The 18,906-nt window shown below is 65.1% G+C and carries 15 protein-coding genes; 9 read left to right on the top strand and 6 right to left on the bottom strand.

Annotated features, from left to right (window positions below):
* Positions 1 to 493: 493 nt before the first annotated feature.
* Positions 494 to 877, top strand: coding sequence for a hypothetical protein (locus Raf01_RS44100; protein WP_203924131.1), 384 nt, complete (start codon positions 494 to 496; stop codon positions 875 to 877).
* Positions 878 to 922: 45 nt separating this feature from the next.
* Positions 923 to 1,144 carry a hypothetical protein gene (locus Raf01_RS44095; protein WP_203924130.1) on the top strand — a complete coding sequence of 74 codons (222 nt, stop codon included), beginning with the start codon at positions 923 to 925 and terminating at the stop codon, positions 1,142 to 1,144.
* Positions 1,145 to 1,490: 346 nt separating this feature from the next.
* Here the strand turns inward: Raf01_RS44095 and Raf01_RS44090 are convergent, their stop codons facing one another.
* Positions 1,491 to 1,829 carry a YxzC family protein gene (locus Raf01_RS44090; RefSeq protein WP_505973670.1) on the bottom strand — a complete coding sequence of 113 codons (339 nt, stop codon included), beginning with the start codon at positions 1,827 to 1,829 and terminating at the stop codon, positions 1,491 to 1,493.
* 81 nt (positions 1,830 to 1,910) lie between these two features.
* Between Raf01_RS44090 and Raf01_RS44085 the strand changes: the two genes are divergently transcribed.
* The 3 genes from Raf01_RS44085 (at position 1,911) to Raf01_RS44075 (ending at position 5,407) form a co-directional block, all read left to right on the top strand.
* A complete protein-coding gene (locus Raf01_RS44085; protein WP_203924128.1) occupies positions 1,911 to 2,594 on the top strand; it encodes a DUF8548 family protein in 684 nt (227 codons plus the stop codon).
* Between the two features lie 148 nt (positions 2,595 to 2,742).
* Positions 2,743 to 4,278: an McrB family protein gene (locus tag Raf01_RS44080; protein WP_203924127.1), complete on the top strand. Its 1,536-nt coding sequence runs from the start codon at positions 2,743 to 2,745 to the stop codon at positions 4,276 to 4,278.
* A 1-nt stretch (position 4,279) separates the two neighbouring features.
* Positions 4,280 to 5,407, top strand: a complete 1,128-nt coding sequence (locus Raf01_RS44075; protein ID WP_203924126.1) for a 5-methylcytosine restriction system specificity protein McrC — start codon at positions 4,280 to 4,282, stop codon at positions 5,405 to 5,407.
* A 294-nt stretch (positions 5,408 to 5,701) separates the two neighbouring features.
* Here Raf01_RS44075 and Raf01_RS44070 read toward each other — a convergent pair whose 3' ends face one another.
* Together Raf01_RS44070 and Raf01_RS44065 are read right to left on the bottom strand one after the other, a co-directional pair.
* Positions 5,702 to 6,724, bottom strand: coding sequence for a beta family protein (locus tag Raf01_RS44070; protein ID WP_203924125.1), 1,023 nt, complete (start codon positions 6,722 to 6,724; stop codon positions 5,702 to 5,704).
* A gap of 511 nt (positions 6,725 to 7,235) precedes the next feature.
* Positions 7,236 to 8,486: a competence protein CoiA family protein gene (locus tag Raf01_RS44065; protein WP_203924124.1), complete on the bottom strand. Its 1,251-nt coding sequence runs from the start codon at positions 8,484 to 8,486 to the stop codon at positions 7,236 to 7,238.
* Between the two features lie 445 nt (positions 8,487 to 8,931).
* Between Raf01_RS44065 and Raf01_RS44060 the strand changes: the two genes are divergently transcribed.
* The 4 genes from Raf01_RS44060 to Raf01_RS44045 all read left to right on the top strand — a co-directional run bounded on the left by Raf01_RS44060 (position 8,932) and on the right by Raf01_RS44045 (position 14,955).
* Entirely contained in the window at positions 8,932 to 9,525 is a 594-nt protein-coding gene (locus Raf01_RS44060; RefSeq protein WP_203924123.1) for a hypothetical protein, read from the top strand.
* 42 nt (positions 9,526 to 9,567) lie between these two features.
* Complete coding sequence (gene purM / locus Raf01_RS44055; protein ID WP_203924122.1) at positions 9,568 to 10,629, top strand: phosphoribosylformylglycinamidine cyclo-ligase; 1,062 nt, start codon at positions 9,568 to 9,570, stop codon at positions 10,627 to 10,629.
* Between the two features lie 221 nt (positions 10,630 to 10,850).
* Positions 10,851 to 11,564 (top strand): hypothetical protein, encoded by a 714-nt coding sequence (locus tag Raf01_RS44050; RefSeq protein ID WP_203924121.1) that lies wholly within the window; start codon positions 10,851 to 10,853, stop codon positions 11,562 to 11,564.
* A gap of 1,327 nt (positions 11,565 to 12,891) precedes the next feature.
* Positions 12,892 to 14,955, top strand: a complete 2,064-nt coding sequence (locus Raf01_RS44045; RefSeq protein WP_203924120.1) for an ATP-binding protein — start codon at positions 12,892 to 12,894, stop codon at positions 14,953 to 14,955.
* Here the strand turns inward: Raf01_RS44045 and Raf01_RS44040 are convergent.
* The 3 genes from Raf01_RS44040 to Raf01_RS44030 all read right to left on the bottom strand — a co-directional run bounded on the left by Raf01_RS44040 (position 14,932) and on the right by Raf01_RS44030 (position 18,899).
* Positions 14,932 to 15,852 carry a hypothetical protein gene (locus tag Raf01_RS44040; RefSeq protein WP_203924119.1) on the bottom strand — a complete coding sequence of 307 codons (921 nt, stop codon included), beginning with the start codon at positions 15,850 to 15,852 and terminating at the stop codon, positions 14,932 to 14,934. The genes Raf01_RS44045 and Raf01_RS44040 overlap by 24 nt on opposite strands.
* Positions 15,853 to 15,947: 95 nt before the next feature.
* Positions 15,948 to 17,432, bottom strand: a complete 1,485-nt coding sequence (locus Raf01_RS44035) for a peptide deformylase (RefSeq protein WP_203924118.1) — start codon at positions 17,430 to 17,432, stop codon at positions 15,948 to 15,950.
* 735 nt (positions 17,433 to 18,167) lie between these two features.
* Positions 18,168 to 18,899 (bottom strand): hypothetical protein, encoded by a 732-nt coding sequence (locus tag Raf01_RS44030; protein ID WP_203924117.1) that lies wholly within the window; start codon positions 18,897 to 18,899, stop codon positions 18,168 to 18,170.
* Positions 18,900 to 18,906: the final 7 nt, after the last annotated feature.

Below are 18,906 nucleotides of genomic sequence, written 5' to 3'. Positions count from 1 at the left end.
ACACCAGCGCATGGGTCAAACTGTCAGCCAGAACAAGCTTCAGCATCTCCACACAATGGTCCAACGCGAGCTTTTCTGGCACCAAGACCACCATCAGCGCCGACATCAACGGCGACGGACTCGCCGACCTCATCGCGGTCAACGGCACCAGCAACTGGGTAATGCTCGGGTAGTACCAACCAGCCGCGGCCGGAACCGCGTCACCCACGCGATTCGAGGCGTCCGAGATCGTCGTCCTTACGGCCGGCATAGAGGAGTACACGAGTCGCGGACGAGCCCCCTGCGTCACTCGTCCGCGACTCACCTCGACTTTCGAACCCAGCTTGCCGCGATCACTGGGCGTGGGTGAGGTGGCGGTCCGCAAGTAGTGGCGGCCCCGGCGCCGCACTGTTCCCCGGGTCGACGGCAGCGGGATGGTAGCCCCCTGACTTCATCGGCGTGAGATCTCTCTTCAGGGTCACTACGAGTGGGTGCGGACGCTTACAGTGGCGCCGTGGAGACGCCCGAGGCAAAGTCCGCGGCCGGTAACGGCTGGACGGCGTGGCGCGAGGTCGCACGCCGCCGCCAGGAAATCGTGACGCGCATCCGGAAACGCAGTGCCGGCAAGACTGGTAAAGAGGTCGAGGCGGACCTGCGTGTGGAATTTGAGCGAGCCGGTATCCCGCAACCTCCGGAGCGGATCGCGTTGTTGGGCAAAGGCATCGGCCGTGGCCGGCCCGGTTTGCTCCGGTCGGTCGGTCGCGCGGTCGGAAGCGTTGCCCGGGGCCAGATGCCTGAGGGTGTGCACGCGCGCCGGCATCGGCTCGTGGGTGACCGCTGGGTCGACATCGACGTGTCGACCGATCCGGCAGCGCAGTTGGCCATACGGTCGTTCTAGCGCGCCAGCCAAGCCATTCGACTGAGCACACCGGCCGGAGCCGACGTGAACCACATGTCTGCCCGGCTCACGCTCGTCGAGCTGAACACCGACCCGCGCGTGGGCGTGTTTCTCAGCGCCACCTTCGTCGGCCACCTTCCACAAGCCGCGACCGAGGCTCTCACCCGTACGATCATCGACGCGGAGGCCCGCGACGAGCGCATCACCGCGAAGGCTCGTATCGAGGCCACCGGAGACCTGTGTCGCGTCTCTGTCGCTCTGCCATAGCGGGCTGTAAAACATCTGATGCGACAAGGTGAGGGCACTCGGCGTGCCCGTGCCGTGCCCGACGCGGCGGCAAGGCAGGCCAGCCGCGGGCGCGCTAATGAACTCGATAAGAAGTGCGCCCCGACGGGCCAGACCGGCCGGACGGCACCCGCGCTGGACGTGCCCCAGACTCGGTGATCTGGCCCGCTGACACAGAACAGATGCTCCGGACTCAACTTGGCCACCTCACCGGTTATCAAGCGCACCGCCCTGCTGTCGTCCAGGAGTTCTTTGTCTGAGGTGAAGCTGGTGATCGCGCGGGGCGAGGTTCGGCGAGTGGCGACCGGTCGGGCGCTGCGTGTCACGTCTATGACGCTTTTCGACGCTGTAACTCCGTCAGCCATTCACGGACCTGGTCATCGTCGTGCAGGTAGCCCTCATCCGGCCCAGCCGGCAGGTCGATGCCGTACAGCAGGTTCAGCGCCCACCGGGTCAGGTCATCCCAGACGAGGCTGTCGTCTGCGACCCAACCCGCAGCCCAACGGTCGGCCTCATCCCGACTCACACGCCCCTCGACGACCGCCTCGAACAGCGCTTCGACCTCATCCAGGCCAGGCTGCCCGCTCAAACTCATGACGCAACCGTACGACCGGGCGGACGCTGCGCGACGCAGCACCAGTCGCCGAGCATCGTTTGGCGTCGACATCATGCCGTCTGCGACGGGTCAAGTGGGAGAGACCTGTTGGTCGATGCCGGGTGCGCTCGCGGGTCGGGCATCATGTGACGCATGTCGTTCTCCCATGTGGTGGAGGCTCTGGCCGCTCTCGACCCCCAACCCCGGGAACGACGGTGGAGCAGCCTCTCATACTGTGTGATTGACGCCGTCTGGTCGATCTCAGCGCGATATGACGAGGTCGTGGCGCCGCTCGTTCGTCGAGTCGCCGAGCGGAACAACGACCAGCATCCCTCGGTGGCGGCCACCGCGCCCCTGCCGCCCGATCCGCTCCCACTTCAGGCACTACTCGATCGATATCCCAGCGCCGCGACGTTACGGGCCGACACCAACCGACAGCTCACCTCGACCAGAGGTGGAATCCGGAAGACCGACGCCGCACTGCGTTACGCGGGGATCCTCATCGACCACGACGTACCCGACCTTTCAGCTGTCCCGAGGATCATCGGCGACTGTCGGCGCTTCGACGAGCTCAACAAGGCCCTGGCGGCCGTTCCCGGAGAAGGAAGCAATGGGGTGCGTCGCGGCTATCTGTGGATGCTGGCAGGATCAGACGACCTGAGCAAGCCCGATCGGATGATCCTGCGGTGGCTGGCTCGACACGGCTGTCCTGCCAACCCAGCAGAGGCCCGGGGCATTCTGCAACAGGCGGCTCAGGAACTGACGAGACGGCTGCACCGCCCGGTCACGCCATGGATGATCGATCATTCCATCTGGCTGACTCGTCGACAGCCGTGACGTAAGGTCCCCGCGGTCCAGCCAGGAGGATATCGATCACCTGCATCCGAAGCCGCTGGCGGCATCAACCGGTGCTGACGTCGCCGCGAGCCTCGAATGGAACACAATGCCTGGACGTCCGGCCACATGATCCGACCTAAGGAACCTGATGCCTGAGAAGTCATGGGACACGCACAAAATCGTCGCAGAACTACGCGAGCACTTCGGGAGCGCCTTCGTGTCCAGTCGGGCCGAGGCCGAGGCGGACGCCCGGAAGCTTCTCGACGATCGAGTCGGTCGCATGGACGACCACGACATCGTGGAACTGGGTCGGCTGTTCAACCGGCACGGGAAGTCGAACCGCGTGCGCTTCGACCGGTTCTCCCCGGGGTTTGCCGGCGCGATCATGGTGAAACTCTCGCAGGACGTCGGGCGGTTCAACGACGTGGTGAATGACCTGTGGCACGGGCCGATCGACGACGCGCTCGCTCTGCTCGGCCGTATGTACGCGGATCGGTCGATCCTGCCGGGCGCCGGGTCGTCGCTGCCAAGCTACCTCCTGTATCTCCGTGATCCCGAGCGGTTCGGCGTCTGCATCAACGCCACGATGACGGGACTGGGCGCCGAGGTTGGCGAACGGTTCAGGGCGGACGGCCGGGACAGCTACGAGCGGTTCTGCGCCGCCCTGCAGGGGTGGCGCCGCGAGTACGGTGTCGCGCCGCAGGAAGCCGACGCGATCCTGACCGAGATCATGCGGCAGATCCCCGTGATCAGTAAAAGGGTACCGATCTCCGAGTCAATGGGGGAACGGGAGTACCTGGAGACCTCCGAGCCCATGGCTGGCCTCGCTGCCGACGGACGGTTGACGGCGGAGGCGGTGGCATCAGCCTGCTACCTGCCCGTGGAGCAGATCGATGGATGGGCAGAGGCGCTGAACCGAGGCATGCGGCAGGCTGTCTTCCACGGCCCGCCAGGCACCGGCAAAACCCACGTCGCCCGACTACTCGCCCGCCACCTGGCCACCTCGCCGGCGCACATCGAGCTCACCCAGTTCCACCCGGCCTACTCCTACGAGGACTTCGTCGAAGGTCTGCGACCGCAGAGCGGAACTGGCGGAAACCTGCATTACGCCGTCCGCCCGGGGGTGTTCTCGCTACTCTGCGACCGCGCGCGACACTCACCTCAGGAGACCTTCGTCCTGGTCATCGACGAGATGAACCGCGCCGACCTGGCCGCTGTCTTCGGCGAACTGCTGTTCCTGCTGGAGTACCGCGGCGACGTTGAGGCCACGTTGCCCTACTCTCAACGGCGGTTCTCGGTACCCCGCAACGTGATCGTGCTCGGCACCATGAACACCGCCGATCGCAGCCTGGCCCTCCTGGACTTCGCCCTGCGTCGACGTTTCCACGCGTTCCCACTCCTACCCAACGAGGATGTCCTGGGCGGTTGGGCCAGGGAACACCCACCGGTCAACGCCGACCTGGCCCTGGCCGTGTTCCGACTCATCCGTGACCGCATCGGCCACGACGCCCCAGTCAGCCCAGGTCACTCGTACTGGATGATCGACAGCCTCGACGCCGGCACCGCCGAACGGATCTGGGAGTACCAGCTGCACCCGTACCTGGCTGAATACTGGTTCGAACGCCCCGCCGACCTGATTCAGCTTGACACCGACGTGCGGGCCTTGATCGCCGAACGCGCGTAGCATGATCCAACTCACCGAGTACCAGCCGACCACCGTCGACCTCACCCGCGACGAGGCCACCGAGCTCACCGCATTGACCAAGGGCGGTACCACGGGACGCGGCCAGCCGCGGGTCATCGAACGCCTCAGCGTCAACGGGGATGCCTGGGATGTCACACCCGGGCCGTATGCCGGCCGGTTCAGGCTCCGCTCCGGCCGGACAATCGACATCGCCAGCCGGTTCGCCTTTCCCGACCTGGCCCGCCTACTCGGCCTCGGACGGAAGGCGACGCTGTTACGCGAACCGGCCACCGCGGCCACCGGCGGCACCGGCCTCATGGACCTCATCGCGCTCGCGTTCATCCGGGAGGCGGAACGCGTCATAGGGCAAGGACTGGAAAAGGGGTACCGGCAACAGACGTTCGCCCGGCCCCCGTACGCCGGCATACCCGTCGCCACCGCGCACCTGGACATCCACGCCGCCCGCCCCGACCGGCTGGTCACCACCGCCCGCCGCCTCACCACCGACATCCCGGTCAACCGACTCGTCGCCGCCGCGCACCGCAAACTCACTAAGCTGCCCTACCAGGACAAGGACCTGTCCATGCGGCTACAGGCACTCTGGCCGTCGCTGCGCCAGATCACGCCGGCGGCCAGTCCCCCAGCGCCAATCCCGCAAGTGCCCACCCGGTACCGGAACATCCACGACCTCGCCCTGCTCATCCTCGACGCACGCACCAGCCTCCCCACCGGCGCCGGCATAGCCGGAGTAGCCGTGCTTTTCAACATGACCAGGATCTGGGAGACCTATGTCGAGAACTGGCTCGGCGCCCGCATCGACGCGGATGATCTGCTGCACGCGCAGCACCGGATCCCCCTCACCGACAACGATCCGAGCTGGGAAGGACGTGCCGACTTCGTCGTGGAGTCGCAAGGGCGCCCGTCCGCCGTGTATGACGCCAAGTATCGCCGCTGGCGGCGCCGACCCGAGACACGCGAGCTGTACCAACTACTTGCATACACTCAGCGCCTCGGCGCCACGTATGCCGCACTCCTGCACCCCGCAACCAGCGCAGACAAGGCCACCTTCAGCATCGGCGGCACCACCATAGAGACGATCGCCATCGACATCACCCGGGACAGCCGCTGAGCCAGGCGGACCCGCTCCGTGCGGCCCCAGGCGATGGCCAGCGACCTACGCGAACGCTGCCGGGAGATGTCCGACCTGGGCGGCGGCGGACGGCGAAGCGCCCCGCATCCTGCGTCCACCTCCCGGACTACGCACCAGCCCCGCGCTCAGCCCGTTGGATGTTCCGCGGATCGAGGAGAGCGGGCAGCAGGATTCCGCGAGGTCGGCGACGGTCGTCATTACCCTGACCCCATTTGCGGACCAGCCAGGAGGCGCGTCGATGCTGCGACGTCAGGACTTGAAACCGCCGTTGACCTAACCAGCTCCGGTTAGTTGATCTACTACCTTGGCGAGATGGTGCGAGGTGGCCCAGGCACGCCAGTTCGCGGCGTTGCCAGGCCCGCCGACGCCCTCCGCGCGCGCAGCGATCTGGTGATCTCCCCAGGAAAAGCCTCTCCCCGCAGCGGCCCAGTGGTCGGACGCCACGAGTGCCTTGCAGAGGTCATACATCGCGGGTCTGCCGATCGGGTCCTGCGGCCAACGGTAGATCCACCACACCTCGTCATCGGTGTATCGCAGGCTGGGCATCGGCCGCCAACTCGCCGTGGTCAATCCGTAATGGGCGATGCCGTAGTCCGCGTACTGAACGCCGAGGTCCGCCACGCGCTGCCACAGCTGAAGGTCCCAACGCGGTATAGGTGTGGGTGTGTTGACCGGGATGTGCGAGATGCCCTGCGGCATGGCGCCGACGGCGACAGTGACCGAACTCCACGGGTAGCGCTGAGCCCACGACACGCATTTGCGGACGACGGGTTCGACCCTGGTCAGATCCCGTTCGGAGCGGACCTCGAACATATCCAGGACCAGATGACACTGCTCGATCATCAGGCCGCCTTCACTACGAAGACGATCCAGTGCCTCCTCGGCTTCCGCGTCGTCTGGATCGCGGGTGTCGCTGCCCAGCCGGACAATCGCATGGCCCCCGTGAAGGTCGGCCGCGTATCGGACGTCAGCAAGCCGTGTGGAGCTGTCGTAAAGATGTACGACCGGCAGCATCGGGATTCCCCAGGCGCCGAGGTCCTCGGCGATGTCGCACATCGGTCGACGTAGGCCCTCGGTGATGTCGGGGAGATGGCGCACGTCAACTGCAATCGTCAGATCGGCGGGCAACGAGTTGCGTGCCTTCTCGCAGAATCGGTAGGCATCCTTGGTTGGGCCTTGGGCGGTCGGGACTACCTCGAAGATCGGCAGTAGGTGCCACACCAGAGCACCGGACAGGTGCGCGATCGCGTCGAGCTCGCCCGCCTTGCCCTTGAGTATCGGCATGTACGTGACCACGAAGTCATTCCCATTGGTTCGATCATGGGCCAATCATATCTATCTATAATCTACCCTGCGTAGCTGATTGACGACTATCAGTTTTCATCCCGTTGTCGGCCCCTGCCGAAGTGATCACGCCACTGGACAAGTCATCCGGCGCCCACCGCGGCCGCCGCCCGGTCCCAGACCGGCGACCCTCACCGTGGCCGCGACCCACACCGCCACCGACGACCGCGACCTGTTCCGACCCGGGAAACCATCTCGTCGATACCTACGAAACCCGGGAAACCGTCCCCAAGCGCGACGGCACCGGAGTCGTCACGAACTCCTCATGCGCGGCGACGTCGGAACCTGACACAGCCCGCACGACGGAGCCACCCGGACGGGTAGGCGACCGCGAGCCTCGGCTCTCATCACGGTCGATTCGCGTAGATGGCGTTGACGTCCGCGTCGGCAGGCGCACCACCCGCCGCCTGCGCGAGATCAAGCGCGTCGGTTGGCGCCCGTAGGTGAGCCACCGTGCGAGATTTCAGGGGATCCCGTCGGCCGGCCTTGGCGGGGTGGCTTGATGGTCTTGTGAGATGACGACGATTCGCTGGCCGGGGTGACACTCGCCGGCGATCGCCCGTCGCTCGCGCTCGGACGCGACATACACGGTGACGCCCAGGAGCCGGTCTGCGATCTCGCCGTCGATCCTGGACGCGATCGGACATATCACGGCGACAGGTCCGCCGTTGACGATGACGGATACCCCCGTGGCGTGCTCGAAGTCGCTTGGCAACGTCCACGGCGCCTGCCCGGTCCCTGCGGTGACCTGCTGGACAACGATCGAAGTCAATCGATGCTGACGTTCCCGCAGCGCCGCACGATTCGCCTCATGCCGATCAGCTTCCTGCTGCCGCCGGCGTAGCTCAGCCTCGTGACGCCGTCTACGCTGATGGCGCTCGTCCGCAACGCTGGCGTCGGTGACGCGTTGGACTTCACGAATCGCCTCGGCCCGGCGCACGTATACGGGGCTGGTCCAGGCAATCTCCTCGACAGGTTCGAAGTAACCTGGCCGAATGGCTTCGGGTGGCGGCAGAACGCTCCACCGGATCTCGTCCCGACAGACCAGTGCGACAAACTGATCCAACACGAGTGTGGCTGGCCCCCACCGGCCGTGACCGACGCACTGCGGTGGATGAGGCAGGTCGCGATAGCGCACGCACTTGCTCCCACTCTCGCAGCGGCTGGTTATCAGACGGGCGAGAGGCTCGGCAACCGTGATGCCGTCGTCGCTGACATCCACAGTGATCGCCGGAACCTCGCGCGTGGCGGGCCGTTCGAACACCCAGACGACCTCAACGCCGTCAGCCGCATAGCCGGCGGTCCGGGCCATGGTGTCGTCGTCATGCTGACGAGCCAGTTGCGCTTCCCACGCCACCCGCCGAGCACCGTCAGGTGAGGTCGCCAAAACGTCGGCGCGCCAACGGCGATCCGGTGCGGTGACTTCCAACGCCGCGTGCCAGCCGGCCATCCGAACCGCAGCGGCGATGGCGGACTTGAGCAGTCGATGCTCGATCGACTCCCCGGCCAGAGGACAGTCCCGGCGCGCCGCGTCATGGGCGAAGAAGCGCAACCCGCGTGGGGAAACCTTGGCGTGCAGCGACCCCCTGCAAGCTTGACAGACCAACGGCACCCGCGGTCGCATCCGGTAGATGTCCTGCCATGAGGCACCGAGTCCAAGATCAGGAAGAGTCGCATCGATAAGCCCACCCAGGCCCTCGGCAACCAGCGGCATATGTCAATGATGCCGTCGGAGGCGAATGCGGCGCCACGCAGCGAAGCTACAAGCAGCGGTCGTCCGGTCTTCGTTGCCCTGCCGAGCGCGCGAATTCCAAACGACGACAGACAGCGTGCCAGCACGCGCCCGGCGTCAAAACCGGAGGCCGCCACCGCACCGATCGGATCAGCGACCAACACCCGCCCCACCGCCGCGGACACCCTCCACCCCGTTCAACGCGTCGATCAGGTCGAAGCCGAGCCATGACACCGCCGCCGACGAGTTCTCCGCCCAGCGGTCAGCGTGTCCTTGAGCAGGCGTGGAGACCGGTTGTAGGCGAACAGTGACGCATCCACATGCCGCGCCAGCGTCACCACCTGCTCCGGCAACGGATCCCACCTGACTCACCGATATTTGAAAACGCCGTAAGGGGACCGTGTCACCGCCCTGGTTCACCGTGGTCGTGGACACCATCGCCGCCGTTCACCAAGGGGCATCAATCATTCCTGTGTCGCCCGTGGAACGGTCGACGGCCCTGGGTTATGCTCGCCTGGCTCAAGCTGCCTGCAGCACGGGTTTCGCGCATAGCGCATTTTCGCTCACGGAAATGACCTTGACGCTCCAGAGGGAGGCCGTTGTGGACCCAGTATTTCTGGCACTGGCCACAGCTCTCGCGACTCGTCTCGGGACGGAAGGTGCTGGTGCGGCGTGGTCCGCGCTCGTGCGGCTTGTGCACGGTCGAGCGAGGGGTGCGCGTGTTGTCGAAGGCGCCCTGGAATCTGCCCAGGCCGCTCCCCACGATGCCGACCGCGTCCAACGGCTCGCCGAGGCGTTGCAGGTCGTTGCCGATTCGGACGCTGACTTCTTGAAGCAGGTTCACGAGCTGTGGCCGTCGGCGAACCGTGAGCTGGCCTCACGCGTTATCCAGAATCAGGCAAGTGCGACCCAGAATCAGATCAGTGGGATCGTGTTCGGGGGGGCGCTTCAAGCCGGCACGCTCAACGTGAACGGCGATCTTGAACTCGGGCGGACCGACCCAGGCCAGCCGCAGCGCTGATACCTGTACCTACTCTTCCTCGCACCATCGAAGGACGCGACTATGACCAGCAGCAACGGCCTGACGTACAAGGCCGCGGGCGTCGATATCGAAGCGGGTGACCAGGCGGTCACCCTGATGTCCGCGGCGGTCGCACGCACCATGAGACCTGAGGTCGTCTCCTCGCTCGGCGGGTTTGCCGGTCTGTTCGACATGTCACGGTTCAAGGCCATGCGCCGGCCGTTGCTGGCGACGAGCACAGATGGCGTCGGTACCAAGCTCGCGATCGCTCAGAGGCTGGACAAGCACGACTCTGTAGGTCAGGACCTCGTGGCAATGGTTGCTGATGACCTCGTCGTCTGTGGCGCCGAACCCCTTTATCTGACTGACTACATCGCTTGCGGAAAGCTCGTTCCTGAAAAGATCGCGAAAATCGTGGCCGGGGTCGCGGCGGGTTGCGTCGAAGCAGGTTGCACGCTCATCGGTGGAGAGACCGCAGAGCATCCGGGGGTGATGGCTCCGGACGATTACGACCTCGCTGGTGCCGCCACCGGTCTCGTCGAAGCGGATTCCGTACTGGGTCGCGATCGCGTCGCCGCCGGGGACGTGCTGATCGCCATGGCCTCAACGGGTCTGCATTCAAACGGGTACTCACTCGTTCGGAAGGTCCTCCTCGAGCTCGCAGGATGGGAACTCGACCGGCACGTGGATCAGCTCGGTCGGACTCTCGGCGCTGAGCTGCTGGAGCCGACCCGCATCTACACGAAGATCTGCCTTGGTCTGATATCGGCCGCCGAGGTCCATGCATTCGTCCACATCACCGGGGGCGGGCTGCCTGGCAACCTTCCCCGGGTCCTGCCCGACAGTCTCAAGGTGACCATCGACCGGAGTACGTGGACCCCGCCAACGATCTTCAGCCTTGTCGGAGACGTCGGCGGGGTGGCCGGAACGGAACTTGAGCGGGCCTTCAACATGGGTGTCGGCATGATAGCCATCGTCTCGCCTGGCGCCGAGACGGCGGCCCTGGAGTACCTCGGCAGGGCGGCGTGCCCGGCGTGGGTGGTCGGTCGGGTGGAACGCCGAGACGACGCAAGCGTCGAGCTTGTGAGCACCTACCGGTCGTGACGGCTACGGTGCTGCCCGCCCACTGACGCGCGCCACTCATCGCCTGCCAGGCCCGGCTCCGCTTCAGGGACGGATCCTTGCCTGTCTGTGACGAACGGACGCCACTGTCTGGGCGCACGTTGGTCTCGTCAGAAGAACCACCAGGGTCTGTTGAACTCATCTCGAGGCTGAGTGACTCGCCTCGCCAGCGGAAGATAGCGGTACGCATGGACACTCCGAGGTTGACGCCCCGGCTGTCGGCGGCGATTGAGGATCGCACCTCGGGGGCAACGGAGGTGACGAGGCAGGTCATTCTGGGACTGCTCGAACTCGCCGAGCGTGGAGACAGAATCGACGCGACGGCTGACCTGATGTTCGACCGGTTACCCTGGTACGGCTCAATGTGGCACGTGGTCCGTGCAGCTCATGCGGCGCAGCCGCATGAGGCGCTGCACCAGCTGCTCGAGTGTCTCGACACTGATGTGGACAAGACTGTTGCCGCCGCCGTCAGCCTCCTGATGGACCGCGCCACTCCGGTACATGCGGCCCCCAGCAGCGCTCTGGTGAAGGCGGTCATGCGCAACCTGGATGCAGCGGGCTACGCGGGTCAAGGATATGACGTCGGCGGGTCCACGGGTGTGGCGGGCGCCGACGCCCTGGGACCCACCACCGTATTGAACATCGCAGGCACACTCGACCTCGCCCGAACGAGACCGACCATCCTCGTCACGACATCGCTGAAACTCGTGACTGAATTGCAGTTCCAGAAGCTGGGCGGTCATCGGTTCGAGCGGATCCCGTTGGCGATGTTCAGCGCCGTAGTGCTCGACGGCGAAGTCCTGACGCCGAGCGAAGCGGGCGAGCGGGCAGCGGGAGCCGGCGAGCTTGGTTGGTGGCACGCTCACCACGGCCACAACGGCGAAGCCGACCACAACCAGAGCGCGCAGCAGCGGTAGAGGCGCAGTTTCCTGTGCCGGCATCCGCGGGGGCAATGTTCAGAAACCTTTGGGTCGGCTCGGCGAGGGCCTCCCGACGGATCGTGCGAAGGTCACCGAGTGGGCCGATGTTGCCCGTTGGGACGACACGCCGATGCTTACCGTGATCGACGCCGACGGGCTTCCTGATCGACGAGACCGTCCGGAAGGGCGCCCGGCGGATGCTCGTCGTGGCGTTGGAGGCGGAGATCGATGGCTAGATCACCGATCGGTCCAGGCAGCGGGATGAGACCGGTCGACGCCTGGGTTCATCCGCGGTGCCGGATCGCACGTGCGCCCTCGCGATGATGTTCAACCTCATCGAGTCCACCCAGGAACGCTTGGCGCACCAACGCACCACCTGGTCGCCCTCGTGCGCGCCGGGCCTGGACCGACAAGGGTGTGCTCGTCGAGCGCGAACAGGTACGGCGGCATGACCGATGACACGGAGAGCCCACCACTGCTCATCGACGTCGGCGGGCCGCTCCTGTCGTTCGGGGCAGGATCTGACAGTTGCTCCCGCGTCGCGGCGCATCACCGGATTGACGCCGGTTGCCCATCGTCGGCGTCAGCTCCGGCGGGCCGAGCCCCAATTCCCGGGTGGGCACCGCGCAGTGTCGGCCGCCCAGCAAGCGGATATTCGCAGCCCTCGGTCAACTCACCTGCGCCACGGTGGCTACGGCTCACGCGAGGAACACGGACATCTGACAGCCCCCGACAGATCCCGGCGTGCCGCCCTCCCCCGCGTGCCCGTCCCGGCTCGATTCGCACCCGACGGACCTGCAACACACTCTCCTCGAATGCCGTCCCATCAGCAGGCTCGACGCTGTGGTCCACGGCCGCCATATGGTCGTCTGGACGCAGATGTGCCTGACGTGCGCCGGCGCCGGCAGACGTACGCATCGAGGTCGTGAAATGTCAGCCACAATGGGATCTCCTCCCGGCGATCATGCAAATCGCGTGGCCCGGATCCTGACCGATCGATCTCGTGGCAGTTCACGAACAGAGTCGAACTCATGCGACAGCAAGCCATCATGTCGTGGCTCAGACCGATGACATCGTCAGGTGTCACTGGAGTACTAGACTGCCGGTTGCAACGATCGCAAGCACCTTCCCTCCCAGTGCGCGCGAACGAAGGTACCCGATGGTGGCTGAACTCCCCGATGAGACCGCGCGGTCGATCAGAAACGCAATCGGTGGGATCGTGGCTGGCAATGTCACACAGATAGGCACCTTGAGCGCGGGCTCATACGTGTCCTCGTTTGAATGGCCGACTCCCCGACAGCTACCCGGGGATGTGGACACATTCGTGAACCGGGGCGACGAGATGACGCGACTCAGCGCCCTGATCGAACGCGGCCGAACGGGTTCGTCGGTGACCGTCGCCGTCATCGTGGGCACGGCGGGCGTGGGCAAGACCGCCCTCGCCGTCCACTGGGGGCATCGGGTGGCGGACAGCTTCACAGACGGCAACCTCTACGTCAACTTACGCGGGTTCGATCCCAGCAACGAGCCCCTGTCCACAGCCGAGGTACTCAGCCAGTTCATCCGGGCCATTGGACTGCCCGGCCAGCACTCGATGCCTCCCACCGTGGACGAGAGAGCCGCCCTGTTCCGCACGCTGACCCAAGGTCGTCGGATACTGGTGATGCTTGACAACGCGGTCAGTCCCGGGCAGGTCCGACCGCTGATTCCGAGCAGCCCGTCCTGTCTGGTCGTCATCACGAGCCGCAACGACCTGCCCGGGCTTGTGATCCGGGAGGGAGCGACCCGGATAACCGTGCCGACGTTGTCCAGCTTCGACTCCGAACTGTTGCTGTCGCACCTTCTACCCAGGCGGATAGCCCTGGCCAACGACCGGCTCGACCTTTCGGCTCTGGCAGCTCGATGCGCCTACCTCCCGATCGCACTCCGCGTGGCGGCCGACGTGGTCGCACGGTCGGAATTTGCCACCCTTGACGACCTCATAGGTCAGCTTGAGACCCACACCTCGGCCATGAAGGTTCTGCGAGTGTCCGGAGATCGGGACGCCGCAGTGGAATCGATCTTCTCCTGGTCCTACCACGCACTGTCTACCCGCGCGGCAAGGTTGTTTCGACTCATCGGACTACATCCAGGCACATCGATCGCGATCGAAGCGGCGGTCGCTCTCTCCGGTGTCAGCTACAGCGAATGCAGAGAGAGCATCGATGAGCTGTCGAATGCTCATCTGATCAAGGAGGCAGGTCCAGGACGGTACCGCGTGCACGACCTGCTGCGCAGCTACGCCATCAGCCGTGCGCACCAGGAAGAGTCCGCGGACAGCCGCAAGGTCGCGGTGGGCCGGTTGCTGTCCTGGTACCTCCATTCCACTGACGCAGCCAATCGGGTACTGGCGCCTCATCGTCGACACGTACCACTCCCACCTCTGCCGGACAGAGTGGAACCGATGGCGTTTGGCGACTACCCCACAGCCATGACATGGTGCGAGGCCGAGCGGCTCAACCTCGTTGTCGGCACACGCACAGCCGAGGCACTCGGTCTCTTCGAAATCGCCTGGAAGCTGGCCTCCGCGCTCTTCAGCTTCCTCTACGTTCGAAGCTACTTCGAGGACTGGACCGAGATGTACACGGTCGGTTGCCGCGCGGCTGCCCGACTCGGGGATCGGCATGCGGAAGGCATGATGCTCAATCGACTGGGTGTCGCGATGAAGGAGATGGGCCGGTTCCTCCAGGCAAGGAGCTGCTTCGAACAGGCACTGTCGATACGGCGCGAGGCCGGCGACCGAAGCGGGGAAGCGACCACGCTGAGCAATATCGGCCTCTGCCTGACAGGTCTCGGGCAATCAGATCGGGCGATCCCCATCTTCCACCAGGCGCTGACGATCGCGCAGGACGCCGGAGATGACTGGACCAGGGCGTGGACACTTCACAATCTTGGTACGGCGCAGGCAGGCGTGGGTGAACTCGACGCAGCGCAGCGCTCCCAGGAAGAAGCTCTGACGTTGGCACGCCGACTCGACGATAAGATCGTCGAGGGGCTCGCACTCCAGCAGTTGGGCCTGATCCACCACACTCTCGGCAACTATGACGACGCCCTCGCCACACAGCGGGACGCTCTCAGTGTCGGACGTTCTCTCGGGCATCGGACGATCGAGGCGGCCGTACTTCTCAACACGGGCGAGACCTTGCAGGGCAGGGGTTGGGCGCAGGAGGCGTTGGCCGCATACACCGAGGCTTCGATCCTGTTCGAGGCGATGGGCAATCGCAGGATGACGGCGAACAGCCTCGCCAGAATCGCCCGCGTGATGGGTGACAGTGGCCTGGGCCAGGCGGATGAGATTCAGGCGATCATGGAGCGCGCGAACGACTCAGGAATATCGAAGAACACGTGAGTCGTATGCCCGCACCGCATCCATCGATTCGGCTTCCAGGAATTCCGTCATCCCGAAAGTCGCGAAGAGGTTCGAGAAGCCGGCCAGCACGACCTTGTCTCCCCGGCAGAAGGTGACGATGAAATGGAAGGTCGCAAGGATGCCGGACTCACTGGTCACCTGCGGTTCCACCGTGAAGGATGAGTCCCGTCCTATCCGGGCCCGCTGCCTGCCGGTTATGAATGTACGGGCGGGGCTGAGACCGGCGGCAATCTTCCCATGGTCACGCTCGGCCAACGCCTGCAACAGATCCGTGGGTGCGCCGCTTTCGAACCAGGGAACAGTATGGCCGATATTCTGCTGCCCGGAGACGTCCGTCGTACTGTTCGTGTCATTCCGCACACTCTGACACCGCATCTGACGGTCCGCATAGTCATACAACTCGGCGAACTCCATACCCACAGCGGCGTACTCCACCGTCTTGACTGTCACATCGAGCGTCGCAGCGATATGTCGGCGAACCGCCGAGGAGCTCCCACCGTAGAGACTCATCTGGAAATCCCCGATCATTCCAGAACTCCGGTGCACCGGCGAGCAGTACAGAAATAACAGGCTCTCCTCATCGACGAGAGCCTCCGAGCGGGGCCAGTGGGAAACCTCCCGCAGGGAGGCGAACGTCGTGCGCCTGAAGTCAGGCGGATCACCGACAAGGACACTCATGCCATGAGGGGGCGGCGCGTACCATCCGCACGGCTCGATCGCCGAATTCTTACCCAGCTCTGCGAGCCACCTCTCGCAAACTGCCGCCTCACTCATGCCCAACCCTCGTTCGACCAGTGCATTCTCTGCGGCACGGGCAGCAGCACCTCGTGTCAACATTATCGCATCCAGCCGCGCGGCACTCTCTTCGATCGCCATGGACCCACCTCCCCTCATCGTTGAACACATTGACGTCGGTCAAGGCTGAAGCCGACTCCCTGCATGCAGAGGTCCGAATACGACGGGCATGGCGATCACCTGTGGCCCTGCGGGTAGCTCCAGTCCTTGCCTATCCCGCCGTACTCCGAGAGCGGGACGAGCCGCTCCCGCTCGGACATGCGGTCGGTGTAGAGGATTCCGTCGAGATGATCGACCTCATGGGCCACCATCCGGGCCGCACCATCATGAAAGACCCGGATCTCACGGTTGCCCGCCAGGTCCTGATACTCCACCTTGACACTCCGCGGTCGGGCCACACGCCCCCTGACGTCGAAGAAACTCAGGCACCCCTCGAACTGGACGTCAGTCTCCACGGAAGCCTCAACGATCCTCGGGTTCACGAGAAACAGGTCCCTACCGCTGTCCAGTCGGATCAGAACGGCAGCACGGGTGATCCCGATCTGAACCGCCGCTATGCCTTGACCCTTCCCGAACCGATGGACGCGCGCCAGCCGGTCGAGGGCACGGCTGGTCAGACACAGCACCTCCCGACAACGTTCGAGCTCAGTCGGAAGGTCAAAGATGGTCGACCTCTCCCGTAGCAGCATGTTGTCACTCTGGACAATTCCCGCCGCCAGCATGGTCCTTCGCGCGGTCAACGGGACCGCATACTCGTCACTGTCGGCGACTGCCTTGTCCGGTCGCCATTCAAACCGGAACACTGAGTCCTGGTCGGCGCGCAAGGTCGACCACGTGTAGATGTCAGAACCCCGGTGCCGAACGCATTCCAGAGCGGAGACAGGCAGCGCGGCAGCGGTGCCTGTGAGCTGGTAACCCGACATCACCATTCGTAGACCGACGGAGAAGCTGATCGTCACCGCCATGACGAGCGTCGGACTGCGCACGACCCGCTGGAGCCACTTGCCCCATATTTCGGAGCTGATCTCGTATCCGAATTCAAGGTCAGCCTCACCACCGGGACCGATAAGAGGACCCCCGACCTCATCCGCAAGGTGCAGACGGATCTCCTTGTAGGCGGCGCCATCGTAGATGAGGTCCCAGGTGATAGACCGCGAGTTGCACGTTGGAGCAAATCCCAGCTCTGCCATCTCAAGTGGATGTCGCTGATGATGGCTACGTGACCGCTCAGGATTCCCGGGGTAACGGTCAACGGAGATCCTGACGATATAGCTCGACACCGATCTGCTGCCCGTGTTGACGATACGGCGGGAATGACGGATCCTGTAGGTCTCCCCATCGAATTCCAAAAAGGTGTGATCGTGTCGGACAAGGATCCCCGCCACTTCCGCTTCACGTTCCTCGGATGAGGCGGGTGCCGTGTCGATTCCGCCAGACCACTGCACAGCCGATTCGACAACGGCACCGCCTGCCTGGAGCACCTCGTCGACACGAACGACGAGATCGTGAGACGGGATGGCGTGACCGGATTCCAAATGGTGCACATATGCCGGCTCGCATCCGACCAGTGCAGCCAGCCGGTCGGGGGAGTAACCCCGCACATCCCGCCAATGCTTCAGGGCAACAACAAATGATGAGGAACGCACGGCGTGGAAGGCCATGGCGGAGTCCTTTGCTCAACGGATATTGCTTGACCTGCCGTCAGCCAACCCTAGCAGGCCGCGTACTGACATGGCGTGTCGTCAATACTCACGACCCGTTGCTGCCGGAGGCTTCAGCTGACTCTGATGGCGTGTGAACGGATCCTCAGAGATCGGTGCCAGGTCGCCCTCTCACCTGGTGATGATGTTGGAGCACACGGGCTTCGCAGTGGATGGTGCCCGGTGGGCCGGCGGCCGGCGGTGAGGTGGCGACCTGTGGGGTGTTGCAGATCGGCGGACGCGAGGTTCAGCTGGCACACGCCGCTCACCGCCTTCCAGAGCGTGCTGACGTGTTCGGGTGGGCGACGTGGCCGACAGGAGAGCCGTCAATGCCGACCACCGGGGGCTCGGTATGCGGGAGCCGGTGGAGGTCGCCACCGTCACCACAGACCGGTCGGCCAGAGCAGGCCACGACCGGGTGCGTCTGCGTCACCGGCCGACCTCGCGAATGCGAATGCCATGTAGTGTGCGGTCCACGCCTGAGCCGCCCTGCCGCCGGTGACGTGGTCAGCCAGGACGGCGCTGCGGTCGCCGACCGGTCAGCGGATGCGCGCTCGCACACGGTTGAAGGGCACCACGCCGAGAGGCGCTCTGTCATCGTCTTCCGAGACGGACATGGTCGGCGTGGCTGCTCACATCCGGCCGCCCGCGGTGCCTGGTCCACAACCCGCCAGGCTGATCCCCGTCCAGGAAGCTTCAGGGCACCGGATCCTCCAGCCGCTGGAGGATCTCCTCACTGAGCTGCCAACGATCCTCGTCCTCACCGAACCGCTGGCCGCGAACGCGCCGGATGATCCCGGCCAGCTGTCGCCGTCGCGCCGGATCCAGGCTCTCGATCAGATGAAGAGCCAGAAGCATCGCATGGAACTGCTCGAACGCACTGCGCGGATCTTCGATCGCCGCGAACGCCGCATCGACATCCCACAACTCGGGCCGGGCCTGCATCATCGCGAGCGCTGTGATGCGCTGCCCATCCGTTCCCTCACGCAGCCACCGCGCGACCTCGGCCGCGTCGAACGCCTGCTCGGCCCCCAGCCTCCGGGCCCGGGCAACCACTCGCTCCAGAGCGTCCGTGCGGGCGGCTCCCGACGGCATGGACTCACGCAGGGAACGGTAGTGATCCGCGATCGGGCCTGCCGCGTCGAGCAACGCCCGGGCCTGCGCCCGCAGCCGGTCGGCCTCGACGAGGTCACCGCGACGCTCGGTCTCCTCAGCCAATGCGAACATCTGCGCCGCCGAGGCTCGTAGCCGAAGCTTGGCACCACCGAACTCGAAGCTGTCAATGTGATTGCCGAGCAGAGCAAGGACGATCAGGATGCCGCCGAAGCCGAGCAGCACGCCACTACCGGTTCCGTTCTCGGTGGCGAACACCGCCAGCACCCCGGCCGTGAACGATCCGACGCCCAGCCCGCCCAGCAGCAGGCGCACACCGATG

Source organism: Rugosimonospora africana (assembly GCF_016862975.1).
Classification (GTDB): Bacteria; Actinomycetota; Actinomycetes; order Mycobacteriales; family Micromonosporaceae; genus Rugosimonospora; species Rugosimonospora africana.
This window is presented reverse-complemented; position numbering and strand designations above follow the sequence as displayed.

What these genes read in the sequence shown, in the direction of transcription:
- Raf01_RS44090 (WP_505973670.1), bottom strand. Translation starts at nt 1,829, where the DNA reads ATGTCGACGCCAAACGATGCTCGGCGACTGGTGCTGCGTCGCGCAGCG.
- Raf01_RS44085 (WP_203924128.1), top strand. Translation starts at nt 1,911, where the DNA reads ATGTCGTTCTCCCATGTGGTGGAGGCTCTGGCCGCTCTCGACCCCCAA.
- Raf01_RS44080 (WP_203924127.1), top strand. Translation starts at nt 2,743, where the DNA reads ATGCCTGAGAAGTCATGGGACACGCACAAAATCGTCGCAGAACTACGC.
- Raf01_RS44075 (WP_203924126.1), top strand. Translation starts at nt 4,280, where the DNA reads ATGATCCAACTCACCGAGTACCAGCCGACCACCGTCGACCTCACCCGC.
- Raf01_RS44065 (WP_203924124.1), bottom strand. Translation starts at nt 8,486, where the DNA reads ATGCCGCTGGTTGCCGAGGGCCTGGGTGGGCTTATCGATGCGACTCTT.
- purM (WP_203924122.1), top strand. Translation starts at nt 9,568, where the DNA reads ATGACCAGCAGCAACGGCCTGACGTACAAGGCCGCGGGCGTCGATATC.
- Raf01_RS44040 (WP_203924119.1), bottom strand. Translation starts at nt 15,852, where the DNA reads ATGGCGATCGAAGAGAGTGCCGCGCGGCTGGATGCGATAATGTTGACA.
- Raf01_RS44035 (WP_203924118.1), bottom strand. Translation starts at nt 17,432, where the DNA reads ATGGCCTTCCACGCCGTGCGTTCCTCATCATTTGTTGTTGCCCTGAAG.